The 21,484-nt window shown below is 68.9% G+C and carries 21 protein-coding genes; 12 read left to right on the top strand and 9 right to left on the bottom strand.

Features of this window, described 5'->3' with window-relative positions; translation table 11 throughout:
- Positions 1-17: 17 nt before the first annotated feature.
- From M3330_RS05230 to M3330_RS05210, 5 genes are all read right to left on the bottom strand, one after another.
- Positions 18-1,151 carry an Mrp/NBP35 family ATP-binding protein gene (locus M3330_RS05230; protein WP_024103442.1) on the bottom strand — a complete coding sequence of 378 codons (1,134 nt, stop codon included), beginning with the start codon at positions 1,149-1,151 and terminating at the stop codon, positions 18-20.
- Positions 1,152-1,253: 102 nt separating this feature from the next.
- Entirely contained in the window at positions 1,254-2,120 is an 867-nt protein-coding gene (locus M3330_RS05225; protein WP_006554294.1) for a lytic transglycosylase domain-containing protein, read from the bottom strand.
- 222 nt (positions 2,121-2,342) lie between these two features.
- Positions 2,343-3,272: a hypothetical protein gene (locus tag M3330_RS05220; RefSeq protein WP_019288065.1), complete on the bottom strand. Its 930-nt coding sequence runs from the start codon at positions 3,270-3,272 to the stop codon at positions 2,343-2,345.
- Between the two features lie 104 nt (positions 3,273-3,376).
- A complete protein-coding gene (locus M3330_RS05215; RefSeq protein ID WP_006554296.1) occupies positions 3,377-3,898 on the bottom strand; it encodes a DUF1003 domain-containing protein in 522 nt (173 codons plus the stop codon).
- Positions 3,891-5,165 (bottom strand): CBS domain-containing protein, encoded by a 1,275-nt coding sequence (locus tag M3330_RS05210; RefSeq protein WP_006554297.1) that lies wholly within the window; start codon positions 5,163-5,165, stop codon positions 3,891-3,893. The genes M3330_RS05215 and M3330_RS05210 overlap by 8 nt, the downstream gene beginning before the upstream one ends.
- 58 nt (positions 5,166-5,223) lie before the next feature.
- Between M3330_RS05210 and M3330_RS05205 the strand changes: the two genes are divergently transcribed.
- The 3 genes from M3330_RS05205 to M3330_RS05195 all read left to right on the top strand — a co-directional run bounded on the left by M3330_RS05205 (position 5,224) and on the right by M3330_RS05195 (position 7,741).
- Positions 5,224-6,183, top strand: a complete 960-nt coding sequence (locus M3330_RS05205; RefSeq protein ID WP_006554298.1) for a CoA ester lyase — start codon at positions 5,224-5,226, stop codon at positions 6,181-6,183.
- 121 nt (positions 6,184-6,304) lie between these two features.
- Positions 6,305-6,790 carry a general stress protein gene (locus M3330_RS05200; RefSeq protein ID WP_006554299.1) on the top strand — a complete coding sequence of 162 codons (486 nt, stop codon included), beginning with the start codon at positions 6,305-6,307 and terminating at the stop codon, positions 6,788-6,790.
- A gap of 72 nt (positions 6,791-6,862) precedes the next feature.
- Positions 6,863-7,741 (top strand): hypothetical protein, encoded by an 879-nt coding sequence (locus M3330_RS05195; RefSeq protein ID WP_255027288.1) that lies wholly within the window; start codon positions 6,863-6,865, stop codon positions 7,739-7,741.
- Between the two features lie 4 nt (positions 7,742-7,745).
- On the opposite strand, the gene M3330_RS05190 is transcribed toward M3330_RS05195, so the two are convergent.
- A complete protein-coding gene (locus M3330_RS05190; protein ID WP_039586300.1) occupies positions 7,746-8,186 on the bottom strand; it encodes a protein-tyrosine phosphatase family protein in 441 nt (146 codons plus the stop codon).
- 87 nt (positions 8,187-8,273) lie between these two features.
- Here M3330_RS05190 and M3330_RS05185 point away from each other — a divergent pair, with 87 nt between their 5' ends.
- The 5 genes from M3330_RS05185 (at position 8,274) to M3330_RS05165 (ending at position 13,925) form a co-directional block, all read left to right on the top strand.
- Entirely contained in the window at positions 8,274-9,503 is a 1,230-nt protein-coding gene (locus M3330_RS05185) for a GNAT family N-acetyltransferase (protein WP_200359699.1), read from the top strand.
- 114 nt (positions 9,504-9,617) lie between these two features.
- Positions 9,618-10,976: an ABC transporter substrate-binding protein gene (locus M3330_RS05180; protein WP_255027285.1), complete on the top strand. Its 1,359-nt coding sequence runs from the start codon at positions 9,618-9,620 to the stop codon at positions 10,974-10,976.
- Between the two features lie 65 nt (positions 10,977-11,041).
- Positions 11,042-11,923 carry a carbohydrate ABC transporter permease gene (locus M3330_RS05175; RefSeq protein ID WP_094981110.1) on the top strand — a complete coding sequence of 294 codons (882 nt, stop codon included), beginning with the start codon at positions 11,042-11,044 and terminating at the stop codon, positions 11,921-11,923.
- Positions 11,923-12,753: a carbohydrate ABC transporter permease gene (locus M3330_RS05170; RefSeq protein WP_219130046.1), complete on the top strand. Its 831-nt coding sequence runs from the start codon at positions 11,923-11,925 to the stop codon at positions 12,751-12,753. The genes M3330_RS05175 and M3330_RS05170 overlap by 1 nt, the downstream gene beginning before the upstream one ends.
- 5 nt (positions 12,754-12,758) lie before the next feature.
- Positions 12,759-13,925 (top strand): ABC transporter ATP-binding protein, encoded by a 1,167-nt coding sequence (locus M3330_RS05165; RefSeq protein WP_024103451.1) that lies wholly within the window; start codon positions 12,759-12,761, stop codon positions 13,923-13,925.
- Between the two features lie 56 nt (positions 13,926-13,981).
- Here M3330_RS05165 and M3330_RS05160 read toward each other — a convergent pair whose 3' ends face one another.
- Positions 13,982-14,827: a hypothetical protein gene (locus tag M3330_RS05160; protein ID WP_006554307.1), complete on the bottom strand. Its 846-nt coding sequence runs from the start codon at positions 14,825-14,827 to the stop codon at positions 13,982-13,984.
- Positions 14,828-14,901: 74 nt separating this feature from the next.
- On the opposite strand from M3330_RS05160, the gene M3330_RS05155 reads away from it, so the two are divergent.
- Positions 14,902-15,492, top strand: coding sequence for a suppressor of fused domain protein (locus tag M3330_RS05155; protein ID WP_024103453.1), 591 nt, complete (start codon positions 14,902-14,904; stop codon positions 15,490-15,492).
- 52 nt (positions 15,493-15,544) lie between these two features.
- Here M3330_RS05155 and M3330_RS05150 read toward each other — a convergent pair whose 3' ends face one another.
- Positions 15,545-17,353 (bottom strand): hypothetical protein, encoded by a 1,809-nt coding sequence (locus tag M3330_RS05150; protein ID WP_255027281.1) that lies wholly within the window; start codon positions 17,351-17,353, stop codon positions 15,545-15,547.
- Positions 17,350-18,405 (bottom strand): magnesium and cobalt transport protein CorA, encoded by a 1,056-nt coding sequence (locus tag M3330_RS05145; RefSeq protein ID WP_037215783.1) that lies wholly within the window; start codon positions 18,403-18,405, stop codon positions 17,350-17,352. Before M3330_RS05145 ends, M3330_RS05150 begins: the two co-directional genes overlap by 4 nt.
- Before the next feature lie 132 nt (positions 18,406-18,537).
- Between M3330_RS05145 and M3330_RS05140 the strand changes: the two genes are divergently transcribed.
- The 3 genes from M3330_RS05140 (at position 18,538) to M3330_RS05130 (ending at position 21,474) form a co-directional block, all read left to right on the top strand.
- Positions 18,538-19,392 (top strand): PHP domain-containing protein, encoded by an 855-nt coding sequence (locus M3330_RS05140; RefSeq protein ID WP_006554311.1) that lies wholly within the window; start codon positions 18,538-18,540, stop codon positions 19,390-19,392.
- Positions 19,389-19,811 (top strand): hypothetical protein, encoded by a 423-nt coding sequence (locus M3330_RS05135; RefSeq protein ID WP_006554312.1) that lies wholly within the window; start codon positions 19,389-19,391, stop codon positions 19,809-19,811. Before M3330_RS05140 ends, M3330_RS05135 begins: the two co-directional genes overlap by 4 nt.
- Positions 19,812-20,280: 469 nt before the next feature.
- Positions 20,281-21,474, top strand: coding sequence for an NADP-dependent malic enzyme (locus M3330_RS05130; protein WP_033097302.1), 1,194 nt, complete (start codon positions 20,281-20,283; stop codon positions 21,472-21,474).
- Positions 21,475-21,484 lie beyond the last annotated feature (10 nt).

Here is a 21,484-nt window from a genome sequence, read left to right as displayed (position 1 = left end):
CGATCGATATCGGGTTCTTACAGGTGACGCGTGGTGTCGATTCCCAGCGACATGCCGGCCAGTCCGCGCCTGCGCACGGCGAGCTTGTCGGAGATCTCCTCGAGCGCCACCGCGGGCGCCGAGTCGGGCGCCGCGAGGACGATCGGGGTACCGGAGTCGCCGGCCTCGCGCACTGCCGGGTCGAGCGGGATCTGGCCGAGCAGCGGCACCGTCGCGCCCACCGCGCGGGTGAGCCGCTCGGCGACGGCCTGACCGCCGCCGCTGCCGAAGACGTCCATTCGGGTGCCGTCGGGCAGCTCGAGCCACGACATGTTCTCCACCACGCCGGCGATGCGCTGACGCGTCTGCAGCGCGATGGAACCGGCGCGCTCGGCGACCTCGGCGGCTGCCTGCTGCGGCGTCGTCACGACGAGGATCTCGGCGTTGGGGATCAGCTGCGCGACGGAGATGGCGACGTCACCCGTGCCGGGCGGCAGGTCGAGGAGCAGGACGTCGAGGTCGCCCCAGAAGACGTCGGCGAGGAACTGCTGCAGCGCGCGGTGCAGCATCGGGCCACGCCACACCACCGGGGTGTTGCCCTCGGTGAACTGGGCGATGGAGATCGTCTTCACGTCGTGCGCGATCGGCGGCATGATCATCCGCTCGACCTGCGTGGGCTTGGCGGACGTGCCGAGCATGCGGGGGATCGAGTGACCGTAGATGTCGGCGTCGAGCACACCCACCGACAGTCCGCGCGCGGCCATCGCCGCGGCGAGATTGACGGTGACCGACGACTTGCCGACACCACCCTTGCCGGAGGCCACCGCGTAGACGCGCGTGAGCGAACCGGGCTGGGCGAACGGGATGACGGGCTCGGTGGAGTCGCCGCGCAGCGACTTGCGGAGCTCGGTGCGCTGCTCGTCGCTCATCACGTCGAGGGTCACCCGGACCTCGCCCACGCCGGCGACGTCGGCGACGGCCTTGGTGACGCGCTCCGAGATCTCGGTGCGCATGGGGCACCCGGCGGTGGTCAGATAGATCGCCACATCGACGCTGCTGTCGGCGCCGATCTCGATGCTCTTGACCATTCCGAGATCGGTGATGGGCTTGCGGATCTCCGGGTCCTGGACCCGTGCGAGCGCACTGCGGACGTCGGACTCACTGACTGCCATGACGCCCATGGTAGGCGGCACGCCGCTCGCGACCGGATACGGGTCGACGGTGACCCGACGACCGCCTTCGGTCCGGGGTGACCCGACGACCCTCTCCGGACCTCAGTGGATGCGGGGGAGATCCGCGGGGCTCGGGTCGATGCCGGTGGAGTAGGCCGTCGACCAGGCGAGCACGTTCGCCACGTAGGCCATCGAGTTGTTGTAGCGGTGGATCGCCTTCGTCGAGTGCGCGAGGTTGCGCATGTCGAGGCCACCGTCGCACAGGTACTTCGCGGTGGTGAGCGTCGAATCGTACAGGTTCTGGGGATCGGAGACCCCGTCGCCGTTGCCGTCGCCCGCGTACTGGTTCCACGTGGTGGGGATGAATTGCATCGGCCCGACCGCGCGGTCGTAGACGGTGTCGCCGTCGAGGGCGCCGCCGTCGGTGTCGTGGATGACGGCCTGGCCGGGCAGGCTGCCGTTGAGCGGCAGTCCAATGACGGGCTCGAGCAGGTTGCCCTTGGCGTCGGCATGACCACCGTTGGCGTGTCCGGACTCGACGCGGCCGATGCCGGCGAGGAGCGTCCAGTGCATGCCGCAGGCGGGATTCTCCTCGGCGAGGATGCGCTCGGCGTTGCGGTAGGCGGCGTAGTTGATGCCGGGGATGCCGAGGGGGCCCTCGTGGAGGACCTCGGGCTCGGGTTCCGGCTGGGGGGCGGCCTTGAAGGTGCGCACGGGTGCCGGTTCGGGCTCGAGCATGATCGTCTGCACGGCGGCGACCGCTTCGGGAATCGCGTTCGCGAGGTCGGCCGAGTCGGTCGACGACGCCGTCGGCTCGGTCTCGTGGTGAGCTGCACCCATCAGCGCTCGCGGCGACGCACCCGCGGTGGTCGCGGCTGCGGCGACCAGTCCGACCGGAACGAGTCCGGTCATCGCGATGACGGAATTTCGCCGAAGCTTCGAATCCGACGGTTTGGCGTGGCGGCCCAATGGATAACCCTCCCTCGGGTGCCTCGGAACGAGACACCTTCGTTACGTGCCGGGCCGAGGCTACAGCATTCGATGCCTTTCCGTTACTCAAACGTGATGTAACGGGGGTGTATGCGTACTGCTGTGGCCCGTCCGTGCTGGTCCGGTAGGTCGGGTGGGGTGAAAGAAAAAGATGACGACACGCGTGTCGCGCGTGGCGTCACCTCACGTGTGTGCCGGGAGTTATTCGCAGAAGGCGGGCACCAGGCAGGGGAGTTCGGGCAACTCCGGCATCGGCGGCGGAGCCGGGATGTTCTGTTCGGGTGCCTGCTGAGCCGGAGTGTCGGCGGGCGCTTGCTGGGCCGGCTGAGGTGTCGCCTCCGGAGCGGGCGCGGTGACCGCCGGAGCCGGCGCGGGGGCCGCGACATCCGCGGCGTTCGGAACGGGCCGCGCCGGGATCGGAGCGAGATCGGCGGGAGCCACCTCGGCGGCCTTCGAATACGCACCGGACCAGTGCCGGACGTTCGCCAGATAGTCCGGTGACGGATCGACCGACGCCACCGCCCGCGCCTCCCCGTCCGGCTCGCGCAGGTTTCCGCCCTCCGCGCACATCCGGGCACCGGCGGCCAGGGTCGCGTCGAAGATGTTCTGTGGATCGGCGGTGCCGTCCGCGTTGCCGTCGGCCGAGTACTGCTCCCACACCGCGGGGGCCAGGCGCATCGGCCCGAGCAGCCCCTCCGGGGTGACGACCGGCGCGGTCAGCGTGCCCAGGATGTCGGTGCGTCCCCCGTCCGCGTGTCCGGAGTTCAGGCGCCCGACGGCGGCGAGCAGATTCCACGGCAGGCCGCACTCGGGAGAGTCGATGGCCAGCTGCATCTCGGCCGCGCGATAGGCGTAGAAGACGAGTTCGGGGATCGCGAGCGGCCCGTCGCCGAGGGCCGCCGCACCCCCTGCCGCGGCCACGGCTTCGGGCGGAAGCTGGGTGAGCGGGTCGCTCGGGCTGCGCAGCGGTTGCGCCTCGCGCACCTCGCCGGGGAGCACGCCCACCGCCGGAGCGGCGCTCGGCTCGGTCTCGGCGGACGTCGTCTCCGCCACCACCGTCGCCGACGACGCTGTCGCCGCGAGTCCGGCAGCGACGATCACCGGCATCGCCAGCGCGACCTTCCACCGCACGCGATCACCCTCCTCCGATCGTCCGTCCGACTGATGTGACGAAGGTTACAGAAGGGTGTCGGGTTGTGTGCAACGGGGCGTGGCGGACAACAGGACGGGGTCCCTCAGTGACGGGGCCCGCGGGTGCGTGGAGTGCCGGCGTCGTCCTCGTTCTCGTCGTCGATCAGCAGGGCGCGCAGATCGTCGAGTTCGCGACGCAGATAGTCGCGGGTCGCGACCTCACCCACCGCGAGTCGCAGAGCCGCGAGTTCGCGTGCCAGGAACTCGGTGTCGGCCTTGGTCTGCTCGGCGCGGGCGCGATCCTCCTCGAGAGATACGCGGTCGCGGTTCTCCTGCCGGTTCTGCGCCAGCAGGATCAACGGCGCCGCATAGGCGGCCTGCGTCGAGAAGGCCAGGTTGAGAAGGATGAAGGGATAGGGATCCCACTGCAGTCCGACCGCGGCGATGTTGAGGGCGATCCACACGATGACGACGATCGTCTGGATGGCGAGATAACGGCCCGTTCCGAGGAACCGGGCGATCGACTCGCTGACCCGGCCCACCGCCTCGGCGTCGAAGTTGAAGCGGAACCTCGACGCCTGTGGGGTCTCGAGGCGCGAGCGGCCCTGCGTGCTGCGGTCACTCATCCTCGATGTCCTCCTCGCGCCAGTCCTCCGGCAGCAGATGGTCGAGCACGTCGTCGACGCTCACCGCGCCGAGCAGGTGCCCCTCGTCGTCCACCACCGGACCGCAGACCAGGTTGTACGTCGCGAAGTACCGGGTGACGGTGGTCAGGGCGTCGTCGGGGGCCAGGCGCGGCAGGTCGTCGTCGACGACCCCTCCCACCAGGCTCGCAGGCGGTTCCCGGAGCAATCGTTGCAGATGGACACAGCCGAGGTACTTGCCGGTGGGCGTCGCGGTGGGCGGCCGCACGACGAAGACCATCGACGCCAGGGCGGGACTCAGATCCGGATTACGGGCGCGGGCGAGCGCTTCGGCCACCGTGGTCGCCGGCGTCAGCACGACCGGCTCGGGGGTCATCAGACCACCGGCGGTGTCGGGGGAGTGCTCTAGCAGGCGGCGCACCGGCTCGGAGTCCTCGGGGTCCATGCGTTGCAGGAACGACTCGGCGTCCGTTGCGGGCAGCTCACCGAGGAGGTCGGCGACGTCGTCGGGATCCATCGCCTCGAGCACCGCGACCGCCCGGTCGAGGCCGAGCTGGGTGAGCAGGTCGGTCTGGTCGTCGGAGGGTAGCTCCTGCACGATGTCGGCGAGGCGTTCGTCGTCGAGCGCCGCGGCGACCTCGGTGCGTCTCTTGATCGGCAGGTCGCGCAGGGCGTTCGCGACGTCCGGCGGGCGCATGTCCTCGAACTGCAGGAGCAACTGCGCGACACCCTGTCCGGGCATCGACAGTGCCTGCTGGGTGAGTCCGTGCACGTGCGGCCATTCCACGATGTGGATGGGGGAGCGGCGCGCGAGCCGGCCGCGATGGCGACGCACCGCCACGCGGGCGACGACCCAGTCGCGGGTGCGCATGAGCTCGAGCCCCAGATCCACCACGACGGCGTCGACACCCATCAGGTCCGGCAGCTCCGGGTCGTCGACGCGCACACGCGAATCGAGGACCTGACCGAGGGCGAGCACCTCCGAGGGTCGCTGCGTGAACCGGCGCAGACTGACGTTGCCGGTGACGAGGGTGACCGCGCCGGGTTCGATCGCGGTCACGCGCAGCATCGGGACGAAGATCCGCTTGCGGGTGGGCAGTTCGACGACGAGCCCCAGCGCACGAGGCGGCTGACGTCCCACTCGTATGGTCAGCACGACATCGCGGACGCGGCCGATGGACTCGCCGTCGGGGCCGAGAACGACCAGTCCGGCCAGCCGCGCGACGAAAACCTTGCTCACTGCTGCCATGATTGCCAGGCTAGAGCGTGCCCACGCTGTTCCCGGAACTCGGAGGTCTGGTCAGGTCATGTCGTTTTCGTTCAGGCCCCGAAGATCGGTACTCGCGGTTCCCGGCAGCAGCCGGAAGATGATCGACAAGGCCAAGGGCCTTCCCGCCGACGAGATCTTCCTCGATCTCGAGGACGCGGTGTCGCCGCTGGCCAAGGAGCAGGCCCGCAGCACCATCGTCGAAGCTCTGAACGAGGACGGCTGGGGCGACCAGATCAAGGTCGTGCGCGTCAACGACTGGACCACGGACGCGACCTATCTCGACGTCGCGACGGTCGTCGGTGGTGCCGGCGCGAATCTCGACGCGATCCTGCTGCCGAAGGTGCCCGACGCGAGCCACGTGAAGGCGCTCGACCTGCTCCTCACGCAGGTCGAGAAGGCCCACGGTCTCGAGGCGGGACGGATCGGTATCGAACCGCAGATCGAGAACGCCATCGGGTTGACGAACATCAACGAGATCGCGACGGCGAGCCCGCGCGTGCAGACACTCGTGTTCGGTCCGGCAGACTTCATGGCGAGCATCAACATGCGCACCCTCGTCGTCGGTGAGCAGCCCGAGGGTTACGACGTCGGCGACGCCTACCACCACATCCTCATGACGATCCTCATGGCCGCGCGTGCGCACGGGCTGCAGGCCATCGACGGTCCCTACCTCCAGATCCGCGACGTCGACGCCTTCCGCCGGTCGGCGCAGCGCACCGCCGCCCTGGGCTTCGACGGCAAGTGGGTGCTGCACCCGAGCCAGATCGACGCGGCCAACGAGGTCTTCAGCCCCCGGCAGGAGGACTACGACAAGGCCGAGATGATCCTCGACGCCTACGAGTGGCACACCTCGGCCGAGGGCGGCGCCCGCGGTGCCGCGATGCTCGGTGACGAGATGATCGACGAGGCGAGCCGGAAGATGGCCCTCGTGATCTCCGCGAAGGGCCGGGCCGCGGGGTTGCAGCGCACCCAGAAGTTCGAGCCGCCGGCCTCCTGACGGGAACGACCAGGGAAAAGAACATATCGGGCGAACCATCGCGGCGTGCCGGTCCCTGTCGAGGCAGAATGGAGACCGGCGCCGCGACCGTCGGCGTGCATCGCGAAGGAGCCGAAACGACATGACGAATCCCCTCGGACCCGGTCGCCAGGTACCCGGTCTGCCGACACCTCCCACGGGCTGGCCCGTCGGTTCGTACCCGACCTATGCCGAGGCGCAACGGGCGGTCGACCACCTGGCCGATCAGAACTTCTCCGTCGAGGACGTCACCATCGTCGGTGTCGATCTCATGCAGGTCGAACGGGTCACCGGTCGGCTCACGTGGCCGAAGGTGATCGGCGGCGGCATCGTCTCGGGCGCATGGCTCGGCGTGTTCTTCGGTCTCCTGCTCGGCATCTTCTCCACCGACTTCCTCGGCCCGCTGCTCGTCGGCCTCGTCGGCGGCATCATCTTCGGCCTCATCTCGGCGAGCATCCCGTACGCCGCGACCCGCGGTCAGCGCGACTTCTCGTCCACCATGCAGCTCGTCGCCGGCCGCTACGACGTGCTGTGCCAGCCGCCCACCGCCGAGAAGGCGCGCGACATCCTCGCCAAGCTCGCCATCTGATCGTCTCGCGGTCGCGCGTTCGCCGAGAACGGCACTCGTCGTGATCGGCCTCGCGCCACTACTGTCGATCCCATGCCCGACATCGATTCGGTGGCCGATGCCCTCTACGGCCTCGACCCAGGAGACTTCGTGGCGGCCCGCTCCGAATTCGCGGCGCAGGCACGCGAAGCGGGCGACCGCGAGCTGACGGCGGCCATCGGCAGACTGCGCAAACCGACGGTCGCGGCCTGGATGGTCAACCTGCTCGCCCGCGAACGGGCCGACGAACTCGCGGCGTTGCTCGACATCGGATCCGCCCTGCGCACCGCGCAACGACGACTGTCCGGCAGCGAGATGCGGAAACTGTCGGAGCAGCGTCGCCGGGTGGTCGCCGCGCTCGAGCGCGACGCGGGTCGGCTCGCCGCCGACCGCGGCCGCACCGTCTCGGAGAGCGCACTGCGAGAGGTGGGGCGCACCCTCAACGCCGCGTTGTCGGATCCCGGCATCGGGGAGCAGGTCCGGCAGGGCCGACTCGACGCGATCGTCGAGTCCGACGGTTTCGGCGACCTGTCGGCCATGCCGCTCACCGTCGTCCGCGGAGGGTCGGAGGAGGACGACGAGGACGACCGGACGGCAGCGGGCAAGTCTGCACGCAAGAGCAAGGGCGAGCGCGAACCCACGGAGCGCGAGAAGGCGGAGCAGGCGGCTCGTGAGGCGGAGATCGACGAGGCCGCTGCCGCTCTCGACTCGGCGCACAACGCGGCCGAGGAAGCGCGCGAAGCCGCGTCGGCGGCAGAGCAGGAGCTGGCCCGTCACGAGGAGGAGGTCGCCGAGCTGCGGGCGAAGCTCGAACACGCAGAGCAGCAACGCACCTTCGCGCGCCGCGCCGCCGCCGAGGCGAAGAAGCGGGTGGTCGCCGCCGAACGTGCCGTCTCGGCCGCCGAGGTCGACCTCGCCCGGACGAAGAACTGAGCTGTCAGGTATGCGCCTTCGCGTGCGCGACGAATTTGCGCTGCCAGGGCGTCTCGACCGCGCGCGGATGGTAGTGCCGCCGAACGAAGTCGACCGCCTCCTCCGGGGAGAGCCCGTCGAGGACGGCGAGGCACGCCAGTGCGGTGCCGGTGCGGCCGCGTCCACGCCCGCACGCGATCTCCACCCGCTGTCTTCCCGCGCGGATCCACGCCTCGTACAGGATGGCGAGAGCGTCCTCCGGGTCGCGTGGCGTGCGGAAGTCGGGCCAGTGGATCCACCGCGACTCCCACTCGAACGGTGCTGCCGGGGGGCGGCCGAGGAGATACACCCCGAAGTCGGGAAACGGCTCGCCGAACACCGGTCTGCGCATCCCGCGTCCCCGCACGAGTCGGCCGGAGGGCAGCTGCAGCACCCCGGTGTCTGCTGGATCCCACTCGCGTCGCACGCTGGAAACCTACCCGCCCGGAGTCGGTGTACCGAACGTCACGGCCGTTCACCCGCGGTGCAAGTTCGCGGTCGATAGTGTCGTTCCATGGGTGAGCGAACGGAACCGGAGATCAGAGTTCTGGAGTCGGAAGCCGAACTGCGGGAGGCGTCCGCGCTGTTCCGCACGGCGATGGTGGGTCTGCCCTCGTGGCCCGAGGTTCCCGACGGGACGGTGAGCCGCTACCTCGAGGCCGGCCGCACGTGGGGTGCTTTCCTCGACGGCATGCTCGTCGGGACAGTCGACGCCACGAGCGGAAATCTCACCCTGCCCGGCGGCGCCCGGGTGCCGCACGCGGCGGTCACCCACATCGGTGTGCTGCCCACCCACACGCGTCGCGGCGTGATCTCCGGACTCGTGCACCGGCAGTTGAGCGACGCGCGCGACCGCGGTGAGATCCTCGCGACGCTGCGTGCCTCCGAAGCGACCATCTACGGCCGGTTCGGCTACGGCGTCGCCTCGACTTCGGTGTCCGTCGACGTCGACGTGCGTGGTGCCGCACTGCGTCCCGACGTGCCCGAGTCCGGAGCGGTGCGTCTGCTGACCTATCCGGAGGCGTGGGACGTGCTGGCGCAGATCCATTCCCGTCATCTGCCGCCGCGCCCCGGCATGATCGATCGGTCGGAGTACTGGTGGAACTCACGCCGGTGGCGGGCCGACTCGCTCACCGATCCGATGTACGTGGCGGTGCACGGCGAACCGGGACAGGAGGACGGTTTCGTCCGGTACCACCCCGTCGACACGCAGGGGTGGTTCACCAGTCGCAACCGCACCGTCGTGGTCGACGACTTCTTCGCCCCCTCGCCCGCGGCGTACGCCGGCCTGATCCGGTTCCTGCTCGACCTCGACCTGGTCGACACCTTGCGGTTCGCGGCACTTCCGCAGGACGACCAACTCCCGCTCATGCTCGGCGACGCGCGTGCCGTGCACTTCCGCTCGGTCTCGGACGAGACGTGGTTGCGCATCCTCGACCTCGATCGGGCGCTGTCGGCGCGGAGTTACCGAGGCTTCGGCTCGGTGACCGTGGAGGTGACCGATCCGGTGCTGACCGACAACGCCGGTGTCTTCGAGATCTCCGCCGACGGCGTGGCGCGCACCGCGGGACCGGCCGACCTGATGATCGACATCGCCGACCTCGGTGCGCTCCTGCTCGGCCGGCAGGGCTGGCACCGGATGGTCGACGCGGGGCGCGCCCGGGTGCACCGGCCCGAGGCCGTCGACACCGCTGACCTGCTGTTCTCCTGGCCCCAGGCGCCCTTCTCGGGGACCTCCTTCTGACCTCGTCGTCGTGCCGATTCCGTTCCGGATGTACGCCCTGCTCGTTTTGCTACGGCTGGCCGGTACGGGCGTTATCGTCGGATCACGAGGTCCCCGATGCGAGCGGAGTCACGCATGAGACGGTCGGGCAAGAGCCGGCGGACGAGCCGAGCGGTCACAGCTTCCGCGGCTGCTGTGCTCTTGGCGTCGGGGCTGGCCGCGTGCGGCAGCGACGACGAGGGTGTCGTCCTGTCCTTCTACACGGCCGCCGACGGTGCCGAGCAGTACGCGCAGGCCGCGGAGGTGTGCACCGCGGAGGCGGGCGGCCGATATCGCGTGCAGCAGAGGACACTTCCGAAGAACGCCGACGACCAGCGACTGCAGTTGGCGCGGCGGCTGACGGGTAACGACCCGGGGCTCGACCTCATGACCCTCGACGTCGTGTGGACGGCCGAGTTCGCCGAGGCCGGGTGGGCGCTGCCGCTGCCCGACGATGTTGCAGCCGCGGTCTCCGAGGGCACCCTCGAAGGTCCCCTCGAATCGGCGACCTGGCAGGACCGGCTGTACGCCGCACCGCTCAACACCAACACCCAGTTGCTCTGGTACCGAAAGGATCTCATGCCGGACGGGCAACCTCCGGAGACCTGGGACGAGATGATCGAGATTGCGAGCGGCCTCGCCGAGGAGGGCCGGCCGTCGTGGATCGGTGTGCAGGGCCGGCAGTACGAGGGGCTGATGGTGTGGTTCAACACCTTGCTCTCGAGCGCCGGAGGCTCGGTGGTGGGGGAGGACGGTGTCACCGTCACCCTCACCGACAACGACGCGGCGGTGACCGCGCTCGACATCATGAAGCGCGTTGCGACCGCGCCCGGCGCCGATCCCTCCCTGAACCAGGCCGACGAGGCGGCCGTCCGTCTCGGTATGGAGAGCGGGCGCACCGCGTTCCAGGTCAACTGGCCGTTCGTCCTGCCGGGCATCATGGAGAACGAGGAGGCCCTGCCCTTCATCGACGAGAACGGCAATGTCACCTCGGAGAACACCGGCAACACGGTCCTCACCGTCGACGGTGAGCAGAATTTCCTTCCCGCGCCGTACCCCTCGGTGATCCCCGGCGAGCCCGCCCAGGTCACCATCGGCGGGTTCAACATCGCCGTCGCCCGCACGAGTACCCACCCGGATCTCGCGTTCGAAGCGATGCAGTGCCTGCGCAACGAGGAGAACCAGCGCAACAACGCCATCGGTGGCGGCGTGCCGCCGACGCTCGCGGCGCTGTACGACGACCCCGATTTCCAGGAGGCCTATCCGGCCTGGCGTGAGGTCCGCGCCGGTCTCGAGAACGCCGCGGTGCGTCCCGCTTCACCGGCCTACCAGAGCATTTCGACACTGGTGACGGCCACCCTCAACCCGGTCGACCAGATCGATCCGCCCCGCACCGTCGAGGAACTCGCCGAGCAGGTGCGCAAGGCGGTCAATTCGGAAGGACTGATCCCGTGACCGCCGTCGAATCGACACCGACCGACGAGACCCCGAAGGAACCGTCGACGAAGACGAAAGCAGCGCTGTCCGAGGGGAAGAAGGCCGAACGGCGACTCGGTCTGCTGCTCGTCGCACCCGCCGCGATCGTGATGCTCGCCGTCACGGCCTATCCGGTGGGATACGCCGTCTGGCTCAGTCTGCAGCGTTACGATCTGCGCTTCCCCGACGAACGGCGCTTCGTCGGACTGTCGAACTATGTCGCGGTGCTCAGCGACGGATTCTGGTGGCAGGCCTTCATGGTCACCTCGCTCGTCACCCTGGTCTCCGTCGCGATCGAGTTCGTGCTCGGCCTCGCGATCGCACTCGTCATGCACCGCACCATCGTCGGCAAGGGCATCGTGCGCACGGTGGTGCTGATCCCGTACGGCATCGTCACCGTCGCCGCCGCCTACAGCTGGTACTACGCGTGGACCCCGGGCACGGGCTATCTCGCGAACCTGCTGCCCGACGGCAGCGCCCCGCTCACCGACCAGATCCCGTCCCTGGCGATCATCGTGCTCGCCGAGGTGTGGAAGACAACGCCGTTCATGGCACTGCTGCTCCTCGCCGGCCTCGCACTCGTCCCCGACGATCTGCTCAAGGCGGCGCAGGTCGACGGCGCCGGAGCGTGGACACGTCTGGTGCGGATCATCGTGCCGCTGATGAAACCGGCGATCCTCGTCGCCCTGCTCTTCCGCACGCTCGACGCCTTCCGCATCTTCGACAACATCTATGTCCTCACCCGCGGTGCCAACGGCACCGGATCGGTGTCGATCCTCGGTTACGACAATCTGTTCCGGGCCTTCAACCTCGGCATCGGGTCGGCGATCAGCGTCCTGATCTTCCTGTGCGTCGCGATCATCGCGTTCGTGTTCATCAAGTTGTTCGGTGCATCCGCGCCCGGCTCGGACGAAGGGGGCCGATGATGGCCGAGACCAGGAAACGGACCCTGTCGTGGTCGGCGGTGAACCTGATCGTCCTGCTCTACGCACTCGTCCCGGTGCTGTGGATCGCGAGCCTGTCGTTCAAGCCGCCCGGCACCATCCAGGACGGCCGGTTCATCCCGCAGCAGTGGACGCTCGACAACTACCGCGGCATCTTCCGCACCGACGCGTTCACGAGCGCGCTGATCAACTCCATCGGCATCGGCCTGATCGCCACGGTCATCGCGGTGATCCTCGGGACGATGGCCGCCTACGCGATCGCCCGGCTCGACTTCCCCGGTAAGAAGATTCTGATGGGCGTGGCGCTGCTCATCGCGATGTTCCCCCAGATCTCCCTCGTCAGCCCGCTGTTCGAGATCATGCGCGGCCTCGGACTGTTCGACACGTGGGCGGCGCTGATCCTGCCGTACATCACCTTCTCGCTACCGCTCGCGATCTACACCCTGTCGGCCTTCTTCAAGGAGATCCCGTGGGAACTCGAGAAGGCCGCGAAGATGGACGGCGCGACACCGGGTCAGGCGTTCCGGAAGGTCGTGGCCCCACTCGCCGCTCCCGGCATCATCACGGCGGCGATCCTGGTGTTCATCTTCTGCTGGAACGACCTGCTGTTCGCGATCTCGCTGACCTCCACCGAGCGGTCCATCACCGCACCCGCCGCGATCGCGAACTTCACGGGTGCATCGCAGTTCGAGGAACCGACCGGCTCGATCGCGGCGGCGGCCGTCGTCATCACGATCCCGATCATCGTGTTCGTCCTGATCTTCCAACGTCGAATCGTCGCCGGACTGACCTCCGGCGCAGTGAAGGGATAACTATCGTGGCCGAGATCGTGCTCGACAAGGTGACGAAGGAATATCCGGACGGAGCGAAGGCCGTCAGCGACGTGGATCTCGAGATCGCCGACGGCGAGTTCATCATTCTCGTCGGCCCGTCCGGGTGCGGAAAATCCACGACGCTCAACATGATCGCCGGTCTCGAGGACATCTCCGACGGCGAGCTGCGCATCGCGGGTGAGCGTGTCAACGAGCGGGCACCGAAGGACCGCGACATCGCGATGGTCTTCCAGTCCTACGCGCTGTACCCGCACATGTCGGTGCGCGACAACATCGCGTTCCCGCTCACCCTCGCGAAGGTGTCCAAGGACGAGATCGCCCGCAAGGTCGACGAGGCGGCCCGGATCCTCGATCTCACACAGCATCTCGACCGCAAGCCCGCCAACCTGTCGGGCGGTCAGCGGCAACGCGTGGCCATGGGTCGTGCGATCGTGCGCAGCCCCAAGGCGTTCCTCATGGACGAGCCGCTGTCGAATCTCGACGCGAAGCTGCGCGTGCAGATGCGCACCGAGATCGCGCGCCTGCAGAAGCGTCTCGGGACCACGACGGTGTACGTCACGCACGACCAGACCGAGGCGATGACGCTCGGCGACCGCGTCGTCGTGATGCGCGGTGGGATCGTGCAGCAGGTCGGGGCGCCGCAGGAGTTGTACGACCATCCGCGGAACCTGTTCGTCGCCGGCTTCATCGGATCGCCGTCGATGAACTTCGTTCCGGGGCAGATCGAGAACGGTTCGATCCGCACCTCGTTCGGCGAGTTCCGGTTGCCCGACGAGCGGTGGGAGACCGTGCGTCGCAACAATCCGTCGCGCGAGGTGGTCGTCGGTATCCGTCCGGAGCACTTCGAGGACACCGACCTGCTCGACCCGACCCAACGGGAGACGGGCGTGACCTTCTCCGCCGAGGTCGACGTGCTCGAGTCGATGGGCTCCGACAAGTTCGCGTACTTCACGGCCGAGGGGCCGGGCGTGCACTCGAAGGACCTCGACGAACTCGCCGCCGACGCCGGTGCCGACATGTCGGCCGAATCGCTGGTCGCGCGATTGTCGGTGGAATCGCAGGCCACCAAGGGCGGGACCGTGCAGTTGTGGTTCGACAGGGCGAAGATCGCCTTGTTCGATCAGGAGACCGGCGCGAACGTCACCCTCTGACAAACCGGCTTCGGTGGATCCGACCCCGGAAAACGGGGTCGGATCCACCGAAGCCGTCAGCGGGGTGCGCGGCTACGGAGCTCGTCGACGATCTCCTCGCTCCACACGTGCCGCCGCACGAGCCGGTACCGCTCGCTCGCGATCCACAGATACACCTCGGCGTCGGTGCGTGAGCGCAACATCCCCGCTTCCCGGGCCATCGCGACGACGGGGACGAATTCCTCCTCGTACCAGCGCCGCGCGACCTCCTCGCGGGTGAGGTACTCGCCGAGATCCTGCATCAAGCGGAAACCCCACGCCTCGACGGCCTCGGCCAGTTCGGCGTATCCCCACGGGTCGGACACGCGGATCGTGTCCTGGGCCGCGCCGTGCAGGGGAACGCGGCCGAGAAACATCCTGAAGTGGTCCTTGCGCACGAGATCGGGACGGGCGGTGATGCCCTCCGCGGGCACCTTCGTGGTGATCTCGGTGACGTAGGCGTCGATGGTGCGGTCGCCCTGCGCGTAGGCGATGGACACACGGTGGTGCCCGTCCTGCACGAAATGCATCGGTCCCACCCGGTACACGGAGATCGGGGGCATGGCCTCGCCGCGCCGCCGCGCGGCCGCGATGCGTTCCCACCTGGCGCGCAGGCGTGCCGAGGTGGGGCGGAAACGACGGTCGAAGTCGTCGGCACGGTCGACGCTGCCGACGATCGAGGCGACCTCGATGATCTGCAACCCGAGTCGCCGTTCACCGAGGCGTCCGAGGGCTGCGACGACGTCGTCGAAGGGCAGCACCGTGTTGACGTCGGCCGGTTCGCGGCGCAGCCATGCGATCAGCCGGGCGTACTCGGCGCGCCGGCGTTGCCGGGCGAAATCGTCGCCGGCATCGGAGACCGGAAAACCGGTGTCGCGAGCCACGCGTCGACGGTACCGCGCGGTGCACAGGTCCGGGTGTGAACCGCATGTGCGGGGACGGGGACTACATTGCAGGGGTGACCGACGCAGTTCTCGCCACCGTCCGCAGCCACCTCACCGAGCATCTGACCGTGCCGGGGGATCCGGAGCCGGAATCGGCGTCGGTGACCTTCCTCGGTCTCGAACCGATCGAGGTCCTCCGCTTCCGTGGTGCAGAGCTCCTGCGGTACGCCACTCTGGGGTGCTCACGGCATCCGATGGGCGATCCGACCGACATGGTGGCCGACCCGACGCGCGGGCCGCGGGCCGAACTGGTCCTCAGCCTGCGCGACAACGAGGGCGTCACCGCCGGTGTCCACCGCACCCTCGCGGTGCTCGCTGCGCTGCCCGCCGTGGAGGGCGTGGTCCTCACCGACGACGCCCTGCTCGATCTCGGGGAGCCGCTGTGGCCGGGCGCTCCGTTCACCGCGGTGTTGCTCGAGACGGCCGACGTGCCGTCGCTGGAACTGCCCGAGCCCTCCGATCCGGTCCACTTCTTCGAGGCCCGCCCGATCACCGGTACCGAGGCGGCCTGGAAGCGGCTGAAGGGAACCGAGGCGCTGCGCGAGGCGTGGGAGGAAGCGGGCATCGACCTGAGCGACCCGCGCCGGGCGCAAGCACGTCTGTGACCGTCCCGGTTCTCACGGACCGCGCGCTCGGACGCGCCACGCTGGCCCGCCGTCACCCCCGCGGCACGACCACTCCGAGCGATCCGGCACCGAGGCACACGGTCGTGCCGGGGGTGGACGAGCGCGCCTGCAACGCCGACCCGTCCCCGGAGACGCGGACGTACACCGTCCCGAGTCCTTCGGTGACGGGGACCGGAACGGATGCGCGGCCGGGGAAGCCGAGGTCGATCGTGCCGTCGGCGGAGGCCCGGTAGTTCACCTGCACGGTCCACTCCCAGTCGCCCGCGGGGGAATCGAGCGGCACGGCCGTGACGGCGTCGGTGGTGACGCGATGGCCGCAGTCGGGCTCGGGGCCGGGCGGGACGAGGCGCAGCGGCAGCAGGTCGGCGGGAGCGCGGTGGCCGAGATCGTCGAGGACCCACAGGTCGGTCGCGTGGTCGCGGATGTCGGACCGGACGGGCAGCGCGGAGAAGACGGACCCCACCAGGTTGTGCGGGTAGGTGACGGGCAGCAGGATCCATACCGACACCGGGTGATCGAGCACGGGCTCGTCGGGCCGGGCCGTGAGCGCCGCCTTCGCCGCCCCGAGATAATCGCCCGTCGGATTGTCCGACCAGCTGCGCGCGAACGTCACGGTCGACCACAGGGAGCCGACGGTGAACACGGCCGCGCAGGTCCAGGCGGCCGCACGCACGGCACGAGGACGGGACGTCGTGCCTCGTCGCGGGGCGCGCAGGATCAGCGCCGCGGCGATCGCGACGACCACGGCGGAGTCGGCGAAGTAGCGCAGAGTGCGCGCGAGTTCGTAGGTGGTCTCCGGGCCGAAGCGGGTGCTGATCATCGCCGCGAGCGAGGCCAGGATGTAGGCGATCACAGCGAACCACACGGGCCCGGTCCGCCGTCGCCGGCGCACCGTCCACGCTGCGGCGCCCGCGACAGCGAGCCACGCGACCACGACGAGCACGAGCGGGGGATCGGCCCAGGGCGGGCTCGGATTCCACCGCTCCCATTCCCAGGGACCCCCGAGCAGCGACGGCAACAGCCCGTAGGAGATGCCGTGATGGGTCAACCCGGCCACCATCGACCACGGCGGGATCCCGAACCGGGATTCGACGATCGTCGAGTAACAGACCGCCCACACGACCAGCACGGCCGCCGAGCCGAGCCACAACGGCCGGGCCTGCGCCCACGTGCTGCGGATCGGCCGAACGAGTCCGTCGACGTGGTGTGCGAGGGCGACCGTCGCGAACGCGGCGAACGGAACGAGGACCGACTTCTCGAAGAACACCAGCGCCACAGCGGTGACGACGAGGGCGCTCACGATATGACGGCGCCGGCCGGTCCTGCTGTGCTGCAGCGCATCTCCCGCCACCCAGGCCAGTGCGGCCTGCAGCGGCAACGCGTTGAGCGCGGCCGACCACCACGCGAAGGCCGGAAGCGTCAGCGGCGTGAGGAGATAGAACAGCAACGGTCCCCACAGAGCGCGTCGCGGGCCGAGCAGCAACCAGAGCACCCGCAGCACCGCCAGCGAGGCGAGCAACTGACCGATCACGAGCGAGGCCGCCGCCGGCCACCATTCCAGCGGCGCGATCGCCGTGGCGATCCCCGCCACGAGGAAGGCGGCGGGCATCAGGTGACCGTCGTGGTCGTACCGCAGGAAGGCGTCGGACAGCAGCGGATACGACCCCGCGCGCCCGACGAGGATCAGGTCGTCCCAGTAGAACTCGCCGGTCGCGGCCACCACGGTCCGGAGGATCGTCTGCAGCAGGATCAGCGCGAGGGCGACGGCGAGCACGTGGCGCCGAGGAGATCGCGCAGCCTGCGCAGCGCGTGTCGAGGGGCGGTCGAGTTCGGTGGTCACAACCAGTTGTTGCGCCTGAAGGTGACGAACAGTCCCACGGTGATCGCGACGATCGCGGAGAGCACGACGTAATAGCCGTATTGCCAATGCAGTTCGGGCATGCGATCGAAGTTCATGCCGTAGATCCCGGCGATCATCGTCGGCACGGCGGCGATCGCGACCCACGCGGAGATCTTGCGCATGTCGGTGTTCTGCTGCACGGTGACCTTCGCGATCGCCGCGTCGAGCAGCGTGCCGAGCGTCTCGTCGAAGGCCGCGATGCGGTCGGACACCGTGGTGTGGTGGTCGGCGACGTCGCGGAAGTAGCGCCGGACGTCCTTCGGGATCGGGTTGCCCGGCGCCCGGATGAGTTGCTGCAGTGGTTCGGCGAGCGGCACGACGGCGCGGCGCAACTGCACGATCTCGCGCTTGAGCATGTAGATCTGGTCGACCGCGATCCGCGTGTCGGGGGTGAACACGAGTTCCTCGATGTCGTCGACGTCGGGTTGCACGGCCGTGGTGACGGCGAGATAGGAGTCGACCACGTGGTCGGCGATCGCGTGGAGCACGGCCGCCGGACCGCGGGACAGATGATCGGGGTCGCGTTCGAGGCGCTTGCGCACGTGCGAGAGCTCGGAGTGGTCGCCGTGCCGCACGCTCACGATGAAGTCGGGGCCGGTGAACAACATGATCTCGCCGGTCTCGACGATGTCCTTGGTGGTCGTCACCGACTCGTGCTCGATGTAACTGACGGTGCGCAGCACCAGGAACAGCACGTCGTCGTAGCGCTCGAGCTTCGGGCGCTGGTGGGCGTGGACGGCGTCCTCGACCATCAGCTCGTGGAGTCCGAAGGTGTGCGAGACGTTCGTCATCTGCTTCTCGTCGGGGTGGTGCAGCCCGAGCCACACGAATCCCGTACCGCGCCGACGTACCTCTGCCACCGCCTCGGTGTGGCTGTAGCGGCCGGGCAGGCGGTGCCCGTCGACGTAGACCGCGCAGTCGACCACCGCTTGCTCGGTGGGGACCGGGGGAGTGGGGCCGCGACGGGTGGCACGAGAAGGCTGGTGCGGCATGTTGTCCTTCCTCACGGCATGCCGCTGGGACGCGGCCCGGTCGCAGGCCCGCGGCGCGGCGGTCGCCCGTCGACGGGGACCGGGCGGGGCAGCTCCAATCATGCTAGCCCGCCGACCTGACAGACTGGTGGCGTGCGTATCGATCTCCACACCCACTCGTCCGCATCGGACGGCACCGACCGTCCCGCGGAACTGGTCCGTGCCGCTGCCCGGGCGGGTCTCGACGTCGTGGCCCTGACCGACCACGACACGACCGCGGGATGGGACGAGGCCGCAGCGGCCCTGCCGACGGGCCTGCGTCTCGTCCGGGGAATGGAGATGTCCTGCACGGGACGCGGGGAGGACGGCGCCCCGGTCGCCGTGCACCTGCTGGCCTATCTGTTCGACCCGCACGATCCGGTCTTCGTCGCCGAACTCGAGCGGCTCCGTGGTGAACGGGTGTCGCGGATCCGGGCGATGGGTGTGCGGATGGCGGACGATGGTCTGCCGATCGACATCGACGCAGTGCTCGCCGAGGCGGGCCCCGCCGCGGGCCGGCCCCATCTGGCGCGGGCGCTCGTCGCCGCCGGTGTGGTGCCCACGGTGGCCGACGCCTTCACCGAGCTGCTGTCGCCGCGCGGCCGTTACTACGTACCGAAGGCTGATACCCCGCTCGCCGACGCCGTGAAGATGGTGACGGCCGCGGGCGGTGTGCCGGTGGTGGCGCACGCCCGGGCACGTGCGCGTGGGCGGCTCCTCGCCCTCGACCACATCGAGGAACTCGCCGAACTCGGGCTCGGCGGTGTCGAGGCCGATCATCCCGATCACGACGAGCAGGATGTGCGGACGATGCGCGATCTCGCGCGGTCGCTCGGGGTCGTCGTCACGGGATCGTCCGACTATCACGGCGACAACAAGACCATCAGGCTCGGCAGCTTCACCACGGCTCCGGCGGCGTACGAGGCGTTGCTCGACTGCGCGACCGGTGTGGAGGTGCTCGAGGGATGAGGCGACGGGGTGCGCGGTATCCGGACGAGGAGTACGGGTCGCCGAACGACGAAAACTACTACGACAGTGAGTACTACAACGAACCGTATTACCCGGACGAGGGGTACTACGCCGATCCGTACGAACCCGCATCGCGCCGCGCGAGTCTGCCCGTCCGCGCCCTCCGCGCTCTCTCCGGTGTGGTGTGCGGGGCGGTGCTGGTCCTGACGTTCGTGGTGTGCGGGGCCCAGTACCTCGCCGGCGACCGCGGTTTCCCCGGCCCGGGCGCCACCTCGGTCGCCGCGCACGTCGTCGCCGCGCTCGTGGCCGTGATCGCCCAGGTGACGGCGGATCGACGCTCGGGTGGCACAGCACTCCTGTCGAGCCTTGTGGTGATCTTCACTGCATCGATTCTGATGATCACTCAGTGGTGGGGATGACGGCCCCGAGTGCCGTCTCGGCTACCCGTCGGTAGCCATCGTGTAACTGCGGAAATTCATCGCGGTGCGCCCGCGGCGCGGTGTTCACGGCACGTAAACTCACAGGTGAGGCGACAAAACCGTGAGACCTTCGCAATCGATGCCGATTTGATTGTTCGTCTGCGAAGGTGGCAAACTTGCGGCAATCCGAAAGCCGGAATACCCCGGAATCGGACGAAGGATGGCAGACCCACCCAGGGCTAGATCACCCAGGGCTCGATGCCAGGGCCACCCGCCCCGGCTCCATCACGTTCCGGAAGCCGTACAGCGTTGTACAGCGGCAGTCGTGATCGCGCCCGGAAGCTTCAATCCAATGTCCTTGGCGAAGCGCTGCAACTCGATGCATGCACGTGTGTGAGATGCATCGAACTGCGGTGTTTTCGCAGCAACCGAGTCCAGAGGTCGACTCGGAACACGCAGGAGTGTCATCGTGTCAATTGTGTCTGATGCACCTACCCCTCAGAAGCTCGAGTTGACGGACGAGGAGATCTTCTCGAGTCACGTCGACGGCAAGCTGTCGGTCGAACTGACCGCGCCGCTCGAGAACCAGCGCGATCTGTCCATTGCATACACCCCCGGTGTCGCCCAGGTCTGCCGGGCCATCGCCGCCGACGAGACCCTCGTCGACCGTTACACCTGGACCAACCGCCTGGTCGTCGTCGTCTCCGACGGCACCGCGGTCCTCGGTCTCGGCAACATCGGCGCACGTGCCTCGCTGCCGGTGATGGAGGGCAAGTCCGCGCTGTTCAAGAAGTTCGCGGGCCTGAACTCCATCCCGCTGGTGCTCGACACCACCGATCCCGACGCGATCGTCGAGACCCTCATCCGGCTGCGTCCGTCCTTCGGCGCCGTCAACCTCGAGGACATCTCGGCTCCGCGCTGCTTCGAGATCGAGAAGCGCGTCATCGAGGCGCTCGACTGCCCGGTCATGCACGACGACCAGCACGGCACCGCCATCGTCGCCCTGGCCGCCCTCAAGGGTGCGGTGAAGGTGCAGGGCCGCGACATCGCCGACCTGCGCATCGTGATCTCCGGCGCCGGAGCTGCCGGCGTGGCGTGCACGAACATCCTGCTCGCCGCCGGTGCGCGCGATGTGGTGGTGCTCGATTCGAAGGGCATCATCTCCTCCGACCGCACCGATCTCGGTGAGATCAAGGCCGATCTGGCCTCCCGCACCAACCCGGAGGGCCGCAAGGGCGGCATCGCCGAGGCGCTCGACGGCGCCGACGTCTACCTCGGCGTGTCGTCGGGCACCGTGCCCGAGGAGATCGTCGCGACGATGGCCGACGACGCCATCATCTTCGCGATGTCGAACCCGGATCCGGAGATCCACCCCGACATCGCCCACAAGCACGCCGCGATCGTGGCGACCGGTCGCAGCGACTTCCCGAACCAGATCAACAACGTGCTGGCTTTCCCCGGTGTGTTCAAGGGCGCTCTCGACGCAGGTGCCCGCCGCATCACCGAGGGCATGAAGCTCGCCGCCGCCGAGGCCATCCTCTCGGTCGTCGGTGACGAACTGGCTGCGGACAAGATCGTCCCGAGCCCGCTCGATCCGCGCGTGGCGCCCGCCGTCGCCGAGGCCGTCGCGGCCGCGGCGAAGGCCGAAGGCGTCACCGACTAGGGATTCGCTC

Source organism: Rhodococcus sp. GA1 (assembly GCF_024321955.1).
GTDB lineage: Bacteria > Actinomycetota > Actinomycetes > Mycobacteriales > Mycobacteriaceae > Rhodococcus > Rhodococcus pyridinivorans.
This window is presented reverse-complemented; position numbering and strand designations above follow the sequence as displayed.

Coding starts and splice junctions, on each gene's coding strand:
- M3330_RS05200 (WP_006554299.1), top strand. CDS start 6,305: ATGACGAATCCCCTCGGACCCGGTCGCCAGGTACCCGGTCTGCCGACA.
- M3330_RS05180 (WP_255027285.1), top strand. CDS start 9,618: ATGAGACGGTCGGGCAAGAGCCGGCGGACGAGCCGAGCGGTCACAGCT.
- M3330_RS05185 (WP_200359699.1), top strand. CDS start 8,274: ATGGGTGAGCGAACGGAACCGGAGATCAGAGTTCTGGAGTCGGAAGCC.
- M3330_RS05215 (WP_006554296.1), bottom strand. CDS start 3,898: ATGAGTGACCGCAGCACGCAGGGCCGCTCGCGCCTCGAGACCCCACAG.
- M3330_RS05205 (WP_006554298.1), top strand. CDS start 5,224: ATGTCGTTTTCGTTCAGGCCCCGAAGATCGGTACTCGCGGTTCCCGGC.
- M3330_RS05195 (WP_255027288.1), top strand. CDS start 6,863: ATGCCCGACATCGATTCGGTGGCCGATGCCCTCTACGGCCTCGACCCA.
- M3330_RS05170 (WP_219130046.1), top strand. CDS start 11,923: ATGGCCGAGACCAGGAAACGGACCCTGTCGTGGTCGGCGGTGAACCTG.
- M3330_RS05135 (WP_006554312.1), top strand. CDS start 19,389: ATGAGGCGACGGGGTGCGCGGTATCCGGACGAGGAGTACGGGTCGCCG.
- M3330_RS05210 (WP_006554297.1), bottom strand. CDS start 5,165: ATGGCAGCAGTGAGCAAGGTTTTCGTCGCGCGGCTGGCCGGACTGGTC.
- M3330_RS05230 (WP_024103442.1), bottom strand. CDS start 1,151: ATGGCAGTCAGTGAGTCCGACGTCCGCAGTGCGCTCGCACGGGTCCAG.
- M3330_RS05145 (WP_037215783.1), bottom strand. CDS start 18,405: ATGCCGCACCAGCCTTCTCGTGCCACCCGTCGCGGCCCCACTCCCCCG.